This window comes from Vibrio chagasii (genome assembly GCF_002954585.1).
In the GTDB taxonomy this organism is placed as follows: domain Bacteria; phylum Pseudomonadota; class Gammaproteobacteria; order Enterobacterales; family Vibrionaceae; genus Vibrio; species Vibrio chagasii_A.
Window position 1 is genome coordinate 1,807,805 of the sequence record NZ_MSCI01000002.1, and the last position, 18,835, is coordinate 1,826,639.

Annotated in this window: 10 protein-coding genes and 1 pseudogene; 6 read left to right on the top strand and 5 right to left on the bottom strand. The window is 46.3% G+C overall.

Going from position 1 to position 18,835, the window contains the following annotated elements:
* Positions 1 to 132: 132 nt before the first annotated feature.
* A complete protein-coding gene (gene aspS, locus BTO10_RS16485) occupies positions 133 to 1,914 on the bottom strand; it encodes an aspartate--tRNA ligase (protein WP_105025262.1) in 1,782 nt (593 codons plus the stop codon).
* Positions 1,915 to 2,194: 280 nt separating this feature from the next.
* Between aspS and BTO10_RS16490 the strand changes: the two genes are divergently transcribed.
* The 6 genes from BTO10_RS16490 to BTO10_RS16515 all read left to right on the top strand — a co-directional run bounded on the left by BTO10_RS16490 (position 2,195) and on the right by BTO10_RS16515 (position 8,643).
* Complete coding sequence (locus BTO10_RS16490) at positions 2,195 to 3,100, top strand: DUF72 domain-containing protein (protein WP_374955529.1); 906 nt, start codon at positions 2,195 to 2,197, stop codon at positions 3,098 to 3,100.
* A 139-nt stretch (positions 3,101 to 3,239) separates the two neighbouring features.
* Positions 3,240 to 3,968 carry a carboxy-S-adenosyl-L-methionine synthase CmoA gene (cmoA, locus tag BTO10_RS16495; RefSeq protein WP_105025263.1) on the top strand — a complete coding sequence of 243 codons (729 nt, stop codon included), beginning with the start codon at positions 3,240 to 3,242 and terminating at the stop codon, positions 3,966 to 3,968.
* A 216-nt stretch (positions 3,969 to 4,184) separates the two neighbouring features.
* Positions 4,185 to 5,156 carry a tRNA 5-methoxyuridine(34)/uridine 5-oxyacetic acid(34) synthase CmoB gene (cmoB, locus tag BTO10_RS16500; protein ID WP_004741099.1) on the top strand — a complete coding sequence of 324 codons (972 nt, stop codon included), beginning with the start codon at positions 4,185 to 4,187 and terminating at the stop codon, positions 5,154 to 5,156.
* Between the two features lie 239 nt (positions 5,157 to 5,395).
* Positions 5,396 to 6,136 (top strand): ATP-dependent zinc protease family protein, encoded by a 741-nt coding sequence (locus BTO10_RS16505; RefSeq protein WP_004741100.1) that lies wholly within the window; start codon positions 5,396 to 5,398, stop codon positions 6,134 to 6,136.
* A gap of 17 nt (positions 6,137 to 6,153) precedes the next feature.
* Positions 6,154 to 7,659 (top strand): inactive transglutaminase family protein, encoded by a 1,506-nt coding sequence (locus BTO10_RS16510; protein WP_004741101.1) that lies wholly within the window; start codon positions 6,154 to 6,156, stop codon positions 7,657 to 7,659.
* Positions 7,660 to 7,662: 3 nt separating this feature from the next.
* A complete protein-coding gene (locus tag BTO10_RS16515) occupies positions 7,663 to 8,643 on the top strand; it encodes an alpha-L-glutamate ligase-like protein (protein ID WP_004741102.1) in 981 nt (326 codons plus the stop codon).
* A gap of 135 nt (positions 8,644 to 8,778) precedes the next feature.
* Here the strand turns inward: BTO10_RS16515 and fdhF are convergent.
* From fdhF to mukF, 4 genes and pseudogenes are all read right to left on the bottom strand, one after another.
* Positions 8,779 to 11,996 (bottom strand): annotated as a pseudogene (gene fdhF, locus BTO10_RS16520) (formate dehydrogenase subunit alpha).
* 251 nt (positions 11,997 to 12,247) lie between these two features.
* Entirely contained in the window at positions 12,248 to 16,708 is a 4,461-nt protein-coding gene (mukB, locus tag BTO10_RS16525) for a chromosome partition protein MukB (RefSeq protein ID WP_105025264.1), read from the bottom strand.
* Positions 16,705 to 17,499 carry a chromosome partition protein MukE gene (gene mukE / locus BTO10_RS16530; protein ID WP_105025265.1) on the bottom strand — a complete coding sequence of 265 codons (795 nt, stop codon included), beginning with the start codon at positions 17,497 to 17,499 and terminating at the stop codon, positions 16,705 to 16,707. The genes mukB and mukE overlap by 4 nt, the downstream gene beginning before the upstream one ends.
* Entirely contained in the window at positions 17,480 to 18,817 is a 1,338-nt protein-coding gene (gene mukF, locus BTO10_RS16535; protein ID WP_004741105.1) for a chromosome partition protein MukF, read from the bottom strand. The genes mukE and mukF overlap by 20 nt, the downstream gene beginning before the upstream one ends.
* Between the last annotated feature and the right edge of the window lie 18 nt (positions 18,818 to 18,835).

Sequence of the window (18,835 nt, forward strand, 5' to 3'; positions counted from 1 at the left end):
TATTTATACATGCTTTATCAGCTTAGTATATCGAACGATAAAAAAAATGCCCGTTAAATTAACGGGCATTTTTAGTTACATAAGCAAAAAGTCACTCCCATAAAGAGTCACTTAAAAGATAGAGTGCTTAGCTTATTCAGCCGACTCTTCTTTTTGTGCTGCTTTAACCGCGATTGCTAGCTCTTCAAGCGCAGCTGGGTTCGCTAGGCTTGGAGCGTCTGTTAGTAGACAAGAAGCATTCGTTGTTTTCGGGAACGCGATAACGTCACGAATGTTCTCTGTACCACAAAGTAGCATTACTAGGCGGTCAAGACCGAATGCTAGACCTGCGTGCGGTGGAGTACCGAACTTAAGTGCGTCTAGTAGGAAGCCAAACTTAGCTTGCTGCTCATCAGCTTCGATACCTAGGATGTCGAATACTGCAGATTGCATTTCAGCATTGTGGATACGTACAGAACCACCGCCCACTTCGTAGCCGTTTAGAACCATGTCGTATGCGTTTGAGTTAGCAGCCGCAGGGTTCGCTTTTAGCTCTTCTGCCGTCACACCTAGAGGCGATGTGAATGGGTGGTGCATCGCGTGTAGGTTGCCTTCGTCGTCTTCTTCGAACATTGGGAAGTCAACAACCCATAGCGGAGCCCATGCAGACTCGTCTGTCAGCTCTAGGTCTGTACCTAGTTTCAGACGTAGCGCGCCCATTGCTTCAGATACAGTATTTGCTTTGTCTGCGCCGAATAGGATGATATCACCAGTCTCTGCGCCTGTGCGCTCAAGAATACCGTTGATCACTTCTTCGTTTAGGAACTTGGCAACTGGAGATTGGATACCTTCCATGCCCGCAGCACGGTCGTTAACCTTCATCCAAGCTAGACCTTTCGCACCGTAAATACCAACGAACTCACCGTAACCGTCGATTTGCTTACGAGTTAGCTTAGCGCCACCCGGTACGCGGATTACTGCAACGCGACCTTTTTCGTCGTTTGCTGGGCCAGAGAATACTTTGAACTCAACGTCTTTCACTAGGTCAGCAACGTCTACTAGCTCTAATGGGTTACGTAGATCTGGCTTGTCAGAACCGAAACGACGCATCGCTTCAGAGAATGGCATGATTGGGAACTCACCTAGATCCACGTCTAGAAGCTCTTGCCACATGTTGCGAACCATCTTCTCAGTTGTTGCACGTACTTCTTCCGCGCTCATGAACGATGTTTCGATATCGATTTGAGTGAATTCTGGTTGACGGTCAGCACGCAAGTCTTCATCACGGAAACACTTAACGATTTGGTAGTAACGGTCAAAACCAGACATCATTAGCAGCTGTTTGAATAGCTGTGGAGACTGAGGAAGCGCGTAGAACGAACCTTTGTGAACACGGCTAGGTACTAGGTAGTCACGTGCACCTTCTGGTGTCGCTTTCGTTAGTACTGGTGTTTCGATGTCTAGGAAGCCGTTGTCATCTAGGAAACGACGAACAAAGCTAGACGCTTTGGCACGTAGCTTGATGCGATCGCTCATTTCTGGACGACGTAGGTCTAGGTAACGGTACTTTAGACGCTGCTCTTCTGAGTTCTTCTGGTTGAAGTCTAGTGGCAGAACGTCAGCACGGTTGATGATTTCAAGGCCTTTAGCGATGATTTCAACTTCACCCGTTGCCATGTCTTTGTTTACTTGGCTGTCTGGACGAACGCGTACTTCACCCGTTAGTTTGATACAGAATTCATTACGAAGTTGGTTAGCTACTTCGTACGCATCTGCCATATCTGGGTCTACAACTACCTGAACGATACCTTCACGATCTCGCATATCAATGAAAATAAGACCGCCCAAATCACGACGACGGTTTACCCAGCCGCAAAGTTCTACAGTTTGTCCCGCCAGGGACTTGTTCAGGTTACCACAGTAATGGGTACGCATAATGAATTTCCCAATCTCTTAATAATTTACTAATTTCCAAGCTGTAGGTGTCAAAATAGCCCTACAGAGCAAAGGATCATTTATACGCGGAAACTCGGTTAAAATCGACCTTCCACACTCGAATTTATTGTGTTTTATCTGGCTTTGCTGCTTTTTAGCTCATTAAACGCGCAAAGATTCACCAAAACCAAAAAAATTGCGATAATTATATCTCGAAAGTACCTTAATCAGCAAAAGTCTCGTACAGTAGATTTTCATTTCGATTAAAAGCAGTAATGTGATGACTAATGGTGCAAAAACGATGGACACTTTACCTCTAAGACTTGGCTTAACCATGTGGTCTCATTCTGAGTGGCAAAGTCAGTTCTACGGTAAAGGCACCAAACCCGCAGAGCGCCTTGAAAAGTACACTCAAGTTTTCCATACCGTAGAGGGCAATACGACCTTCTACGCGACGCCGAGTATGACTACGGTGCATAACTGGAAAGCGGCAAGCCACGATGACTTCAAGTTCACCTTTAAACTGCCAAAGTTCATCACGCACCAGCAACAACTTAGACACTGCCAAGCCGAGCTCAAAGAGTTCTTAATGACGATGTCTCCCCTTCATGATCGCATAGGTCAGTGGACCATACAGCTACCACACGCTTTTGAACCGAGCATGCTTCCTGCTCTGCAAAAATTCTGTACCTTGTTTCCAAAGGAGATGCAGCTCGGCGTTGAAGTTCGCCATTTGGGTTTCTTTGATAAAGGTGATGCTGAAAAACGCTTTAACCAATGGCTTGTGGAAGAAAGCATTAACCGCATCATTATGGATAGTCGCCCTGTTTTTTCTGCGCCGCCAACTACAGAAGCGGTTATCGATGCGCACCAGAAAAAGCCACGCGTGCCCGTTCATGCCATCGCAACGGCCAACAACCCGATGATCCGTTTTATTGGTCACCCTGACCAAGCGCCAAACATCGAACTTTTCAAACCTTGGTTTAGCAAAATTCCACAGTGGCTAAATGAAGGCAAACAACCGTACTTAATGATCCACACCCCAGACAACAACCATGCCCCGGAACTCGCGACCGCCATCTATGAGTTATTGCAAAAGCAAGTGTCTGAAAATACGTCACAAATACTACCTGACCTGGAACAATTTCCAGCTCAGAAAGACAATCATCAAATCTCGATGTTTTAAGGCTTCTTGTACATACAAAAGTAATCCTCAGCAGTAATCTGAGTTTTCGTGACAGCAGTCCTATTTTTTCGTAAAATACGCCCCCTTTTATTCGGTACGAGCTTTGTACCAGTAACGCTGACTGTCGAGAGAGAATGCCATGAGCAACAAAGACAACATCTTTTCCGCTCCTATTGATAAAATTGGAGACTTCACCTTTGATGCAAGGGTCGCAGAAGTGTTCCCGGATATGATTCAACGCTCGGTTCCTGGCTACAGCAACATCATTTCAGCGATCGGTATGTTGGCGGAGCGTTTCGTAAAACCGCATTCAAACGTTTATGACTTGGGTTGTTCTCTTGGCGCTGCAACACTTTCCATGCGTCGTCACATACAGCAAGAAGGCTGTACAATTTTCGCTATCGATAACTCAGAAGCGATGGTTGAGCGCTGCAAATTGCACGTCAACGCTTACCGCAGCGACACACCTGTAGAAGTTATCGAAGCCGATATCCGTGAAGTTGAAATCAAAGACGCTTCGGTAGTAGTACTTAACTTCACACTGCAGTTCCTATCGCCAGACGACCGCTATGCTCTACTTGAGAAAATTCATGCTGGCCTACGCCCAGGAGGAATTCTAATCTTGTCTGAGAAATACGTATTCGAAGATGAAAGTTCGAACGAACTGCTTATCGATCTGCACCATGATTTCAAACGTGCTAACGGATACAGCGAACTTGAAGTAAGCCAAAAACGCAGCGCGATTGAAAACGTGATGCGTCCAGACTCTATTCCTGTGCACAGAGAGCGCTTTGATAGAATTGGCTTCTCAAGCAGCGAAGTATGGTTCCAATGCTTTAACTTCGGCTCGATGTTTGCGGTTAAGTAGTTGTCAATTTAACGCTACAATCCTGAAATCATAAGCGCGACACAAATAACTCGTACCAGAGCGTCATCCTCAAGAGCGAGGAACGAGCGAGTTGGGGATCTCAAACCCGATACGATAGAACCGAGATTCCCTATCATGTTCGTCCCTCACTGTAGGGAATGACGAATTTAATTTTTACTTTAGGGTTATCGACCCTAATTAACTCAGTGAAAAACTATGTTTAATTTTGCCAATTTTTACCAACTCATTGCTCAAGATACGCGCCTGCAACCTTGGCTAAATATTCTTCCTCAACAGTTAACGGATTGGCAAAATGCGGAGCACGGTGACTTCGACCGCTGGCTGCGTGCGTTAAACAAGATCCCACAAGGTGCACCAGATCAAGTGGACCTAAAGAATTCTGTAACTCTGACTAACGACACACCATTTCACGACGGTGAGTTAAAGAAGCTAGAAAACCTGCTGAAGACGTTCCACCCATGGCGTAAAGGCCCGTATACGGTTCACGGCATTCATATTGATACAGAGTGGCGCAGTGACTGGAAATGGGATCGTGTACTTCCACATATTTCTCCATTGAAGAATCGCTCGGTGTTAGATGTTGGCTGTGGTAACGGCTACCACATGTGGCGCATGCTAGGTGAAGGGGCACGCTTGACCGTGGGTATTGATCCTTCTCACCTGTTCTTGATTCAATTTGAAGCTATTCGTAAGCTAATGGGCAACGACCAACGTGCTCACCTTCTACCTTTAGGTATCGAACAGCTACCAAAACTTGAAGCCTATGACACGGTATTCAGCATGGGTGTGCTTTACCACCGTCGTTCTCCACTGGACCACCTTATTCAACTGAAGGACCAATTAGTGTCTGGCGGTGAATTAGTACTGGAGACTCTAGTGATTGAAGGCGATGAGAACGCAGTATTGGTGCCTGTTGATCGCTACGCACAGATGAGAAATGTGTACTTTTTCCCTTCTGCTCGTGCACTGAAGCGCTGGCTTGAACAAGTTGGCTTTAAAGATGTGCGCATCGTGGATGAGAATGTCACAACAATTGGTGAGCAGCGCACAACTGAGTGGATGACACACAACTCTCTGCCGGATTACCTAGATCCAAACGACCCAAGTAAAACCGTTGAAGGTCACCCTGCGCCAAGACGCGCTATTCTTATCGCAACCAAGCCATAAACTTAATATTTAAAAGCCCAAATTGCGTCATAATAAAATTTGGCTCTAGAGCTCATTTATTTTCTAAAACTGACCAAAGTTTAATAAATGAGCTATTTCAAATAGCAATAATTAGCGTAGTGCTCACATTGCGATTCAATATGACCAGACTCTTACAATAGGATGCTTCACGCATCCTTTTTTGTGGGCTAAACTTCTAAATAGTCTGAACTATTCTCTAATTTCCCAAAGGTTTTTTTATGTTTAAGCGATTATCGCCAATTGTGGCGGTTGGTTTGCTCTCTGGCTGTACCCTGACTAACGGTGCGGCCTACCACCAAGAAACTCTCGACGCTATTGCCCGTTCAGAGACAAACATCGCAAATAAGGTTCAAAATCTTGAACTGCAACTAAGCAATCAAAGTGATTACATTGAAAGCTTAGAAGACGAAATCACAACCCTTTCCCAACAGCTTGATGTTCACCTAACCAGCATGGAACACAAAGTGATTGAAGAACTGGAAGAAGAAGAGCCAGTCGCAGTTGCAGCGGCTCCTGTTGCTCCAACTTCACAGCCTACGATCCTTGGCGGCATCGAGAAAGTCTCAATCGACTCTATCAAACAAAGCTTCGATGCTCGTGTTGATACGGGTGCTACAACATCGTCTTTGAACGCTGTTGATATCAAAGAATTCGAACGCAATGGCAAAGATTGGGTACGATTCCACCTAGCTGATAAATCACAAGCAACAGAAGATCAAAAATGGATTGAAGCGCCTGTTGTACGTTATGTGAAAATCCGTCAATCAACGACCGACCAAGCAGAACGTCGAGCTGTGATCGAATTATGGGTTAAAGTTGGAAAAATCCATGAAAAAGCGCAATTTACATTGGCGGATCGCTCTCAAATGAGTCACCCTGTATTACTAGGGCGCGAATTTATCAAAGACATAGCGCTAGTAGATGTAAGTAAACAGTACGTACAAACGGAAGCCAAATAACAATAGTAGGGTAAGCTATGACGTCACGAATTCCATTTTATATCTCTATTTTCCTGCTCATTGCAGCAGGTATAACACTGAGTATGTTCAGACATACGACCTATGGTGTTCCTTGGACTCCAGGGGAAACCAGACAGGTGTGGGACATTGAGGCTCGCATCGAATTCAATGCTGTAGGCAAAGAAGCGAAAGTTTCATTAGCGGCTCCTCATACTCAGTCTAACTACACTCTAATCAGCGAGTCAGCTTCATCACCAGGCTACGGTATCTCTTACTTGAATACCGAATCAGGTCGCCGTGCTGAATGGTCTATCCGCTATGCTGATGGCCCACAAACCATCTACTACAAAACTCAATTCTTAGTCGATAGCCAAGCAAAAGTTACTGAGAACCCACCAGAAGGTGAAGTTGCTCAACCAAGCTTCGACGGACCAGAAGAAGCAGCATCGATTGCTTTGATTGACCGCGCAACCAAGCGTTCAGCGGACAACCTAACCTTCACTCGTGAGCTCATCAAAACGCTAAACGATCCAGACAGCCAAAACTCAGCGCTGCTTCTGAACAACATGACCAAAGTAGAAGCGACACACAAGCTACTTTCGGCAGCAAAAATCCACAACAAAGTGGTTGGTGTTATCGAACTAGAAGATGGTCGCCGTCGTCAATCCATCCAGAACATGATCCAAGTTTGGGATAACGATCAGTGGATTCTGTTCTCTCCTGAGTCAAGCGAACAGCAAGTTCAACCAAACCTACTTATTTGGGACGAGTCGAACGTATCTCTGTTAGATGTTGTTGGTGGTCAAAACAGTAAAGTTCACTTCTCAATGATTGCTCAAGAGATTACTCCTACTGAAGCAACCAACAGCAAAGTATCTGCAGACCAATTATTGAACCTATCGATTCACAGCCTACCGCTAGAAGAGCAAGCGATGTTTAAAACCATCATGCTAATTCCAATCGGTGCTCTAATCGTTGTGTTCTTACGTGTCATCATCGGGTTGAAAACATCTGGTACTTTCATGCCAGTTCTGATTGCAGTAGCCTTTGTTCAAACGCAACTGGTTACGGGTATTGTCGGTTTTCTACTAATTGTCGGCACAGGCCTTATTATTCGTAGCTACTTATCCAAGCTCAACCTGTTACTGGTGGCTAGGATATCCGCGGTGATTATCACGGTAATCATGATTATTTCTGTGTTTACCGTAGTGGCATTCAAAGTGGGTCTAACTGAAGGTCTTTCTATTACGTTCTTCCCAATGATCATCCTATCTTGGACTATCGAACGTATGTCTATCCTATGGGAAGAAGAAGGCGCGAAGGAAGTTGTTCTTCAAGGTGGTGGTTCACTATTAACGGCTGTACTTGTTTACTTAGCAATGACTAACCCGTTCATTCAACACCTAACATTTAACTTTATTGGTCTACAACTGATTGTCCTAGGCGGTATTTTACTACTAGGTACTTACACTGGTTACCGCTTAACTGAGCTGCGTCGCTTTAAACCGCTAGCGGAGGATTAAGTTATGTTTGAACAGTTTACTTCGCCGTTTAAGTTGAAAGACAAAGGCATCATGGGGATGAACAAGCGTAACCATAGCTATATTGGTCGCTACAATGATCGCTCCAAGTATCCTTTAGTAGATGACAAGCTAAAGACTAAAATCATTGCGGAACAAGCAGGTGCGACAGTACCTAAACTTATTGGCGTGATCAGTCACCAAGCTGAAGTAAAGACAATCCACAAGATGGTTAAAGAGTGGCCGGGTTTTGTAATCAAGCCAGCTCAGGGGAGTGGTGGTAAGGGCATCCTTGTCATCACCTCGCACAAGGACGGCGTTTACACTAAGCCTTCTGGCTCTACCATTAACGAACAAGACGTAGAGCGTCACATCAGTAATGCACTAGCAGGACTATTCTCGCTAGGTGGCAAAAATGACGTGGCGGTCGTTGAGAACCTGATTAAGTTTGACGAGTGTTTTGACGGTTTCAGTTATGAAGGTGTACCAGATGTGCGTATCATCGTATTCAAAGGCTACCCTGTCATGGCGATGATGCGTCTTTCAACCTCAGCTTCTGATGGCAAGGCTAACCTTCACCAAGGTGCCGTGGGTGTAGGTATCGACATTGCAACAGGCAAAGCAGTGCGAGCGGTTCAGTTTGACCAACCGGTGACGCATCACCCAGACACTGGTAAAGAACTGGCACTGCTGCAAGTTCCTCACTGGGAAAAGCTGCTGACTCTTGCATCGAGCGCTTGGGAAATGACTGGCTTGGGTTACATGGGTACGGATATGGTTCTAGACCAAGAAGAAGGCCCAATGGTACTTGAGCTTAATGCGCGTCCAGGTTTGGCTATCCAAATCGCGAACGGAGCTGGTCTACTTCCTAGATTACAACATATTGAAAACCTTGGTACACCCGCGGAATACCCAAAACCTGCTGAGCGTGTTGCTTACGCTGCAAAACAATTTGGTGTTCACAGTAATGAAATTATTTCAAGCTAAGCCGACAACTGAATTGAAGACTCTATCAGTTGCTAGCTTGCTAACTCAATAATTACCAAGCTCAATAAAAAAGCCGCATAACTCTCAGAGTTACGCGGCTTTTTAATGTCTGCTATTTCATTTTAAGTAATTCAGCTAGGCTTCTGCCTCTGCAGTTTTAACTTCAGGCTCACACACTGGGTCAATGCGTACGGCAGCCACCTTAAATTCAGGGATCTTGGCATGTGGATCGGTCGCGGTTGTCGTCAAGCGGTTCACTGGAGACTCTACAAAGTGGAATGGAATAAACACTACCCCTTTTTGCATTCGCTTCGTTACAAACTCTGCAATCTCAATCTCACCACGACGTGTTGATACCTTGAGCATTTGACCATTGGAAATCCCTAACGCCTCTGCGTCATGAACACTGACCATAGCTCGCGGTCCGGCTAGATTATCCAACCCTTTGGTTTTACGTGCCATGGTTCCGGTATGAAACTGCTCTAAAATACGCCCTGTCGTAAGCACCAAAGGGTACTCTTCGTCCGGTAGCTCAGCAGCATAACGAAACGGAATGGCCTCCATTTGGCCACGCCCACGAGTAAACTGAGTTTGGTGCATGATACGTGTGCCGTCAGGGTTGTTCTTATTGCTTGGCCACTGCACACCATTCACCATAATGTTCTCCCAACGCAAACCTGCGTACTGTGGTGTTACGCGAGCAATCTCGTTAGTGATATCGGCTACCGACTGGTAGTCCCAACCTCCACCCATAGCATTTGCCAGCATTTGAATGGTAGCCCAATCTTCCTTCGCCTCACCCGGAGGTAATACCGCTGGATTGATGCGCTGCACGCGTCGCTCAGTATTCGTGAAGTGACCTGACTTTTCTGCAAATGAACAAGATGGCAAAACCACATCCGCATATTGCGCCGTTTCCGTTAAGAAGATGTCTTGCACAACAAGGAAATCCAACGCCTCAAGTCCTTCGATCACGTGCGCTTGATTTGGATCGCTTAGCACAGGGTTTTCACCCATCACGTACAAGGCTCGAACTTCTCGGTTACATGCACCGTCAATAATTTCGGTGAGTGTTAGTCCGGTCTCCGCTGGTAAATCAGTAATGCCCCACTCCATCGCAAACTTTTGACGCACCATTGGGCTATAGACCTTCTGATACCCAGGTAGGTTATTTGGCAACGCCCCCATATCACACGCATCTTGAACATTGGATTGACCGCGTAACGGGTTGATACCGCCCCCTTCAATGCCAATGTTGCCACACAGGAGCTGCAGGTTAGCAATGGAGCGTACATTATCGTGCCCAGTCGTGTGTTGCGTAATGCCCATGGAGTAATACACCGCCGTACGCTTTGTGGTACCAATCAAGCGCGCCATCGCGAAAATACCTTCTGCTTTAACGCCTGTCACCAGTTCTACTTTGTCTAGGGAGTAACTTGGCGACATCACCTCTTGCAACAAGGTATCAAAGCCGTCCACACGATCTTCGATATATTCTTGGTCATACCAACCGTGTTTGATGATTTGCTGCATCACACCGTTAATTAGCATCACGTCTGTACCCGGTCGATGTGCTAGGTAAAGCTCTGCGTGATCAGCAATATCGATTCTTTTGGGGTCTGCGACAATCAAACGCGCACCGTTATGTCTTACCGCCTGCTTTATGTGCGATCCGATAATCGAGTGTGCGGATGTCGTATCAGAGCCAATGATGAAGATGACATCCGAGTGTTTGATGCTTGGGATATCATTAGTCATCGCCCCACAGCCAAGCGAAGCCTCAAGTCCAGTCACTGTCGAGGCGTGGCAAAGGCGAGCATAATGGTCAACGTTGTTCGTACCAAGCTCACGTCGAATGAATTTTTGGAACGCATAGTTATCTTCATTGGTGGTTTTCGCCGATGAAAAGCCCGCTAGAGCATTACTGCCAAAGCCTTGTTTAATCGAAGTGAACTTATCGGCAATGAGCGTGATGGCTTCTTCCCAACTCGCAGGTTGCAACCAACCATCTTTACGAATCAATGGGGTTGTGAGGCGAGCATCACTACTCACGAAGTCAAAACCAAAGCGCCCCTTAACACACAGCATGCCTTCGTTAACCGGAGAGTCACCACCTTCGATATAACGAATCTTATTCCTCGCTTCATCGATATGCATGGTTAGCTTACAGCCCACACCACAGTAGGTGCAGATGGTATCGACCTTCTTAAGAACGTCGGTGTCACCTTGCTTTCTATCACGAGCATCAACCATTGCACCGGTTGGACAGGCTTGAATACAAGAGCCGCATTGAACACAGTTCGAGTCACCCATTAAGGTCTGGTTTGCCCCGAAATTTGGACGATACTCAGGTCTTGAAGCTGGCTTACCATCAGCCTGATTCATGAAACTTAATACGCCATGAACATTCTGTTCGCGCTGATCTGGAGTCAGCTCCGGCATGATTTTTCGAGCTATGCGTTGTATCGATTTATATTGCTCAGGATCGACCGCTTTAAGCTGCTTATGCTTTCTAGAGTTAAACGGTTTGGCAGGGATATTATCCATATCACCATTAAAGAATCGGTCGATTGCTTGTGCGGCAATTCGCCTGTCTCCTACTGCTTCAACTGCAGTAGCAGGCCCGCGTCGGAAGTCACCGATACTAAATATATTACCCGTACCTGTATGCATGGTTTGCGGATCAGCATCTGCGGTGTTCCAGCGAGTTAGTGGGATATCAATTTCTTCGTTATCCATGAAGCTTAGGTCTGGCTTTTGCGACACAGCAGCAATAACCGTATCGAACGCTTCAACAAAGAACTCCCCCGTTGGTTTAGGGCTACGACGACCAGACGCATCAGCAGGACCAAGCGCCATGCGTTCTAATCGAATTTCAGATACATGGCCATTTTCATCGGAAATGTTTTCAGCTGGGTTGGTCAAAAAGTGGAACTTAACACCTTCATGCTCCGCTTCTCGATTTCGTAATCTTCAGCTGGCATTTCGTCTCGCTGTGCAATGTGATGTAGGTAAGACTGGATATCAACTCCCTCCGGGCAAGCGGTTTGGCATGGCGCTTCACAGTCAGCATAATGGTCTGCCATGATTCGATTCAACGCACCCTGTCTGTGAGAGGTTAGCTGTTTAGATTGAGTTGTGATGTTCAAACCGTTGGACACTTCAAGTTCACAGGAACGAGTCATTCCCACACCATCCACTTCAACCACACACAGATCGCACGGGACTTTGTCCCCTGTCTTATTCAAACCGCATAGAGATGGGATCTCTAGACCACATGTTTTTGCCGCCTCAAGCACGGTCTGCCCTTGTTCGACGATTCGAAATTTCCCATCAATAACGATAAGAATCATATTGAGTCCTACCTTCAAGTTTGCGTACGAGTCACGCTAAAAAATAATTATCGGCACGGTATTACAAGAGTGCCGCCACTCATTGCCATACATTAATTGTGGTTTTGTGCGTGTGACTTCAAACAAGTTCTATTGAGATTAACCACAAGGTATGAGTGGTCTTATCAGTTATTCAGAAAGGCTATATTCGAGGCATAAAAAAGCCCCTACGATGAGGGGCTTTGAATTAGTAGAAGTAAGACAGCTTCTGCTTATTGTTCAGTTTCTTCGATAAGCTCTTGAACTGGTGAGGCTGGTTTATTCTGAGCAAATCCGCGCAGACCAACAACGTGTACGTGTTCGTGATCTTTAAAGACCTTACGTACCAGTTTATAGGTTGTACCCTTCTCTGGGCTGATGTTCTCTGGCGCTGCAATCAGAAGCTGCATACCTAGACGGTCACACAGTTCAAACAGTGTAGAGATAGACTTCGCATCCAGACGTGCTGCTTCATCAAGGAACAACAAGCGACATGGAACAATGTCTTTGCTACGAAGTCGACGAGACTCTTCTTCCCAGCTCTGAACCACCATCAGTAGGATAGATTGACCAGTACCAATCGCCTCACCGGTAGACAGTGCGCCCGATTCCGCTTGTAGCCAACCATCAGAACCACGGTTAACTTCAACACTTAGCTCTAGGTAGTTACGGTAATCAAGCAGCTCTTCACCCAGAACTTGCGGAGAACGTTGGCCCATGTCGATGTGTGGGTTCACACGTTGGAACAACTTCGCCATCGCTTCTGAGAAGGTGAAACGAGTCGTTTCGAACAAGTCTTTGTGCTGCTCTTGTTGAGTCGCTAGGCCTGATAGCAAGATTTCGTGGCTTTCACGAATCTTAACGTTCAGACGTACACCCTTAACCTGACCAAAGTAAATATTGGACAGACCTTGGTTTAGCATTCGAATACGGTTCTGCTCGCGCTGAATCGTCTTCTTAATGATGCTTGCTACCGACTCAGAGCTGATCGCTAGGCGGTTTTCACGTTGCGTCAGTTCTTCTGTTAATCGAGCTAGCTCAACTTCCATCTCTTCAATTGCTTCAACCGGATCATCCGTATGAATGATGTCTTGGCGAATACGCTCGCGAAGATGTTGGTATACCGCAATGTAGAACAGAACCTTACGCTCTGGATGTGCGTTATCTTCAGATAGGCGCAGTGAATCGCGTAGGTCTTCGTTGTCAGCCACAGCCAGACGCAGTGCACCCAGTGATTTATCCGACATTGAACGAAGTTCACCAGCCGTTAAGTAAGCCAGTTCACGCTTGTGTAGGCGACGTTCAACGTCATTCTCACGAGCTAAACGCAGTACTGAACACCAACCGGCTTTGGCTGCGACCACGAAGGTACGAAGCTCTGTGTACTCTTTCTGTACTTTCTTAAGACGCTTAGCCAGTGCTTTCATCTCAAGTTCAGTTGAGGTAATCGTGCGTTCGTATTCGCTCTTACGGCTACGAGACGTATGCAAGCGCTCTTGAAGTTCATCACGACGACGAACCGCGCGCTCTTCTGCACCTTCATCAGCGTTAACACCGAACTCATGAAGCTCTTGTTTGAACTCTTGAACAGTCTCTTGCTTCGCTTGATGCGAGCTCTTCAGCGCTGCCAATACTTGGTTGTACTGGTTCATCTGTTCGCGAGCTTGCTTCAAGCCATCGCGGCCTTTCGCACGAGCTTGTTCTGCTTGAACCAGTTTCGCTTTCAGTTGCTCACTCAATTCACTGCTCTTGTTAAGCAGGTCAACCGAGTCGGCGTAAGCAAAATAGTGACGACGTTCAATCAGATCAGACAGTGCGAATACTTTACCTTTAAGCATTTGTAACGCGTTGTCCGCCTGACGGTACTCATCTTCCAAAGATTCAAATTGCTCTGGGTCAGCGTCTAGTGCAGAAACGATTTGCTCTAGTGACGCAAGTGCTTTGCCATGAGTGTTCAGGTAAGACTTAGCTTCGCTCAGGCGTTCTAGTTGTACTTCTAGTTCAGCCAAACGCTCAGCTAATGTTTCGTCTTCTAGAATACGAACCATAGGCGCTAACTTATCAAGCGCAGCGATAGCTTGTTTGCTTTGTTGAAGCTGGCTACGTTGCTGTTGCTCTTTCGAATCCAGTTCAGCCAATGAACGTACTACTTGGTTACGTTTCTCACGAACTACTGCAAGGGCTTGCTCCGGATCTGCATTAAACGCAACGTGCAGGTGTTTCGCGACAAAGCTGTTGAATGCTTGGTATAGACGGTTCAGTTTTTGAGAGTCAAACGCCGCTTTTGCGTGATTCTCAACAACAACATCGCGCTCTTCACGCAGTTTCTCTAAACGCTGCTCACGAGCTGCACGACCAAACAGTGGGATCTCAGGGAAACGAGAGTAACGCATCTGGCGCTCGTTCAATTGAACACACACCGCGCCTTCTAACTCATCGGCATTGAATGAGCTGTCATCAAACGCATCTACATCACCTTCAAGGATGTAAAGGTCTTCAGGACAATCATCAAGATCAATCAGTTTCTCTTTGATGCCATCAAGATCCGAAACCACAATCGCGTGACGAGCCGGACCATACATCGCACTGAAGTATGGTGCGTCGCCAATCGTGATGTCGTCGTAGATCTCAGAAAGCAGCACGCCACCAAGGGTGTCAGCTAAACCTTTCAAACGAGGATCATTTGAACCACCCGGTGATGCTAGACGCTCGATCTCTTGCTCAAGTTCAGCTCGGCGCGTTGCCAGTTGATCTTTAGCCACCGCTTGAGATTTTTCATCTTCAAGCACTTGCTGCATTTGCATCATCACAGCTTGGCTATCTTCTAGCTCAGCTTCGGTTTGATCTCTCAACGACTCAAGTGCATCGTTTGCTGTGATCCACGCAGGAGCAATTGACTCAAGTTTTTGAATCTCTTGATCGTGGTTTTGCTGAACACGACGTTGCTCACTCTTCGCTTCACGCAGCTCTTCTTGAGCATACTCAAGCGTTTCGATCTGCATGGCATGACGTTCACGTTCTTCTTCGAAAACCGCTTCGTCAGTCAGTGAAATGTTGTGTTGCTTTTGGTATTCAGTTGCTAGCTCTTTCGCTTGACGTTGCTGCGCTACGTCACGAGCCATATCGCGGTGCTGAGCACGCCATTGCTGTTCGTTTTCAACAACATGTTTAGCGTTGCGGCCTTTTTCTAGAGCTTGCTTAGCGCTATGAGACGCTTCTTTACGCTCAACGTCACCAACAATGCTCTTAACCAAAGACAGCGCTTTGTCGAACTGTGCAGAAGCCGCAGAAGACATGTCTAGCTTGTGTTTCGTTGCCAGTAGAGTCTGCGTGCTTGATTCTTCTTGTGCTTTCAGCTCAGAAACTAGAGTTAACGCACCTTCTGCAGTAATCGATTCATCATCCAATAACTGCTTGGTTTTCTCTAGTGCTTGAACCGCTTGCTGGTATTGAAGTGCACGTGTCTGCTGAACATCCAACGCTTGTTGGTAATCAGCAAGCTGAGTTTTCAAACTATCCACTTCTTCTTCAGTAATAGTAGCCTGCTCTTCAGCCAGAAGCACTCGCTCTTGAGCTTCTTCCACTACCATCATCTGCTCTTCTAGACGTTCATTCAGCTCTTCTAGATCTTCGCTATAGCGAGCAATTTTCTCTTGCTGACGAAGTGCAGTTTGAACCAATTGAAGATGATCCGATGCCGCTTGGTAGTCTTGCTCTAGCGCTGATTCTTGATCCACCAGCAGTTCAAGCTCTTCTTGAACGCGATTCAACAGGTTGTTTTGCTCAAGTAAAGTTTCACGCGAACCAAACAGCTCACCACGGAACTTCATGGTTTGATCAAGCTTGTTGCGACGATCGTTCGCATGGCGCATATAGTCTGCTGCCACGTAGTTGGTCGATTCAGTGATCAAGTGCTTGAACAAGTCACGATCCGACTGAGTTGTCTTGATCGCTTCTAGCGTCATGCGGTTCTCACGCAGTGCCGATTCCATATCTTGGAATGCTTTCTTCACACCACCATTTTGCGGCAGAAGGTAATCACGCAGAGAACGTGTAATCGCACTTGAGATACCACCGTAAAGTGATGCCTCAATCAGACGATAGAACTTAGAACGGTCACCGCTATTACGCAGTTTCTTCGGTACCACACCGTATTCGAACATCTGTGAGTGGTAATCCACAATCGAAGAGAACGCTTTAAAATGTGCGCCTTCGTATTGTGCAACTGCGGCTTTCACATCATTTAGCTGACATACACGTGCGTGGCTGTCTGAAACGTTCTGGATAAGCACGTCAGTTGGTTTCACATGGCTAGGAAGGCCTTGAATAACGAACGGTTTGATGTCTACTTTCTTATCACGACCAGCAACTTGCTGCAGTTTTACGGCAAACAGTAGGCGTTGGTTACGAGAGTTCACCACATCTAGCGCAGCATAACATGCGCCTGGCTGAAGCTTACCGTAAAGGCCTTTATCACGAGATGACTGTGAGCTACCCGCTTCCGTAGTGTTACGGAAATGCAGAAGGCTTTGGTCTGGGATAAGTGCTGTAATGAATGCCGCCATTGTGGTCGACTTACCTGCACCGTTACCGCCAGAAAGCGTTGTAACCAATCCATCAATATCAAAAGTACGCGCGAAGAAGCCGTTCCAGTTGACCATGGTTAATGATTGATACTTACCTCTTTCAATCATGCTTCACCTTCTACTTTTGTTTGTTCGCCGTCATTTGACTCAAGGTCAAAGTCAGCTTGATCGTTAAAAATATCTTGTTGACCGTTTTCATCTACATCTGATGCAGCTTCAGCTTTCTCTTCATTCAACAAGCTACCTTGGTTAGGTTCTTGAGTATGCACCACAGCTTCACCATCACGGATAAGACGTAGTTGAGCTTCTTTCATGTCATCGCCAACACGTACGTCAGCACCAAAACGGAATACCGCTTCGCTGATACGGAATTTGCCCGTTTCACCAATCGCAATCAACATGCCGATACGACGAAGACGACGCAAAGAAGTACGTACTTTTTCAAACAGTTTTTCTTTGTCTAAGTCAGAACCAGACGCACGGTTTGTTGCTAACTTCATGAGTTTTTTCTCATCCGCTAACGCCATTAGCTCTTCAAACAACTCTTGGTTAGTGAAGATACCTTCGTGAGCCAAACGTTCTGGGCTTAGGTATAAGAAACACAAGACCTTACCTACAAGCATGTCTAGCTCAGACAACACACTGCGGCCGATCAGAGACGTAGAACGTGGACGCAGATAGAAGAAACCTTCCGGTGCTTTCACAAGTTCTGTGTTGTAGCGTTGGTAAAAATGCTGAAGCTCAACTTCAAAATCAGAAAGTAACGCGTGGTTATCTAAGTCTTCTGTTGAAATATGCTTGCCTGAACGCAGCATGCTGTCTAGCGCAGGGAACAATGGGTTCGCTATCGCTTTTACCAGTTTCTCTGGCATGTAATCATCAGTACTTGTTAATGACATTGGCTTGTACCTTTGCACCGAAATCGTTGATTGCCTGCCAATCTGGCTGAATAGCCTGATAGTCAGACTCTGAGTAACCTAAGCGCACCGCTTGGTCGACAACAATTCTGGCTAAATCAAAATGGTGTGTGCGAGGGTGTTCAGCGAGGTAATCGCGTAACACAAGGCCAAGATCGATTGGCGCACCTTGCTGTTTGTGAGCTTTCAACATATCTGCGATTTTTTCAGACAACAGATCGTTCACTTGCTCAAATTCTTCGTACTCTACGTCGAGTGGCGCTTGTCCTGTTACTTCGTCATCACGAAGCACTAGTGCTTCATCACGAAGGTCGGTTAGCTTTTCCGCGTCGGCATATGTCAGTAGCCAAGGCGCATCAAAATATTCAGTCACAGATTGACGTAGGCGTTGGCTGAAGGCTCGGTTCTTATCCATATCAATCGCGGTACGGATAAACTTATGAACGTGACGGTCATAGCCTATCCACAGATCAATTGCTTGTTGGCCCCAACTTGTGATTCGGTCGAGCTTCATTTGCAGACCAAACAGGATTTCACCAACAAACTCAAGTTCGTCGTCACCGTAGACTATTTCTTGGATATCGAGGATCTGCGTTTGTAGTTCGTCACCTGCCGCTTGCAAGGTGTCTTGCAGCTCTTTTAGCGTGGCTGAGGTTTCTGATAGCAAGACTTCACAGTTGTTGATCGCCTCACGCCAATCTTTATTAAGAAGGTCGGCAATCTGCTGTTTTACGGTCTGCTGCTGCTCATCCATAACACGTTGGTTAAGATCAATTTGATCGAAAATTTCACCAACAGAATACTTGAGCACGCCGTAAACATTCTTTCTCCAATGTCCTGGCGTTCCGCCTTTCTGTGCAGCTTCAATGGCCTTTGCCATCTCGTCGGCAACCATGGAAAGTTGGATAGACAGTTTTAATTTAGAGAACTGACGGTGACGTAAATAATAATCTGAGATACCAATAGCCAACGGTGACAAGCGGTAGATGCTTGCGCCATCAGTAATTTCGCTGGTAAAGCGGCTAATCAGCTTCTGTTTAACCAACTCATTGATTGCGTTATTAGCGCGAAACGCTGACGCTTCACCAGTATCTTCAAACAGTCGAGTGACGATCGTAAATGCATCATGCAGTTCACCCTCGCCCAACTCCTCATCGAACCTTTCATTGCTTAATACTGCGATAGCAATCAAAAATGCTAAGCGCTCTGGCGGCAAGTTTAATGAAAAATCATGCTGCTTGACCCAGCCCACCAACTCATCAATTGGCTGCTCTTCGGCAGTTTGAGTCATTTCACTCATTGTGGTTCCTGTTACTGT

Excerpts from the sequence above, each read along its gene's own strand:
- aspS (WP_105025262.1), bottom strand. The coding sequence starts at position 1,914 with ATGCGTACCCATTACTGTGGTAACCTGAACAAGTCCCTGGCGGGACAA.
- BTO10_RS16490 (WP_374955529.1), top strand. The coding sequence starts at position 2,195 with ATGACTAATGGTGCAAAAACGATGGACACTTTACCTCTAAGACTTGGC.
- cmoA (WP_105025263.1), top strand. The coding sequence starts at position 3,240 with ATGAGCAACAAAGACAACATCTTTTCCGCTCCTATTGATAAAATTGGA.
- cmoB (WP_004741099.1), top strand. The coding sequence starts at position 4,185 with ATGTTTAATTTTGCCAATTTTTACCAACTCATTGCTCAAGATACGCGC.
- BTO10_RS16505 (WP_004741100.1), top strand. The coding sequence starts at position 5,396 with ATGTTTAAGCGATTATCGCCAATTGTGGCGGTTGGTTTGCTCTCTGGC.
- BTO10_RS16510 (WP_004741101.1), top strand. The coding sequence starts at position 6,154 with ATGACGTCACGAATTCCATTTTATATCTCTATTTTCCTGCTCATTGCA.
- BTO10_RS16515 (WP_004741102.1), top strand. The coding sequence starts at position 7,663 with ATGTTTGAACAGTTTACTTCGCCGTTTAAGTTGAAAGACAAAGGCATC.
- mukB (WP_105025264.1), bottom strand. The coding sequence starts at position 16,708 with ATGATTGAAAGAGGTAAGTATCAATCATTAACCATGGTCAACTGGAAC.
- mukE (WP_105025265.1), bottom strand. The coding sequence starts at position 17,499 with ATGTCATTAACAAGTACTGATGATTACATGCCAGAGAAACTGGTAAAA.
- mukF (WP_004741105.1), bottom strand. The coding sequence starts at position 18,817 with ATGAGTGAAATGACTCAAACTGCCGAAGAGCAGCCAATTGATGAGTTG.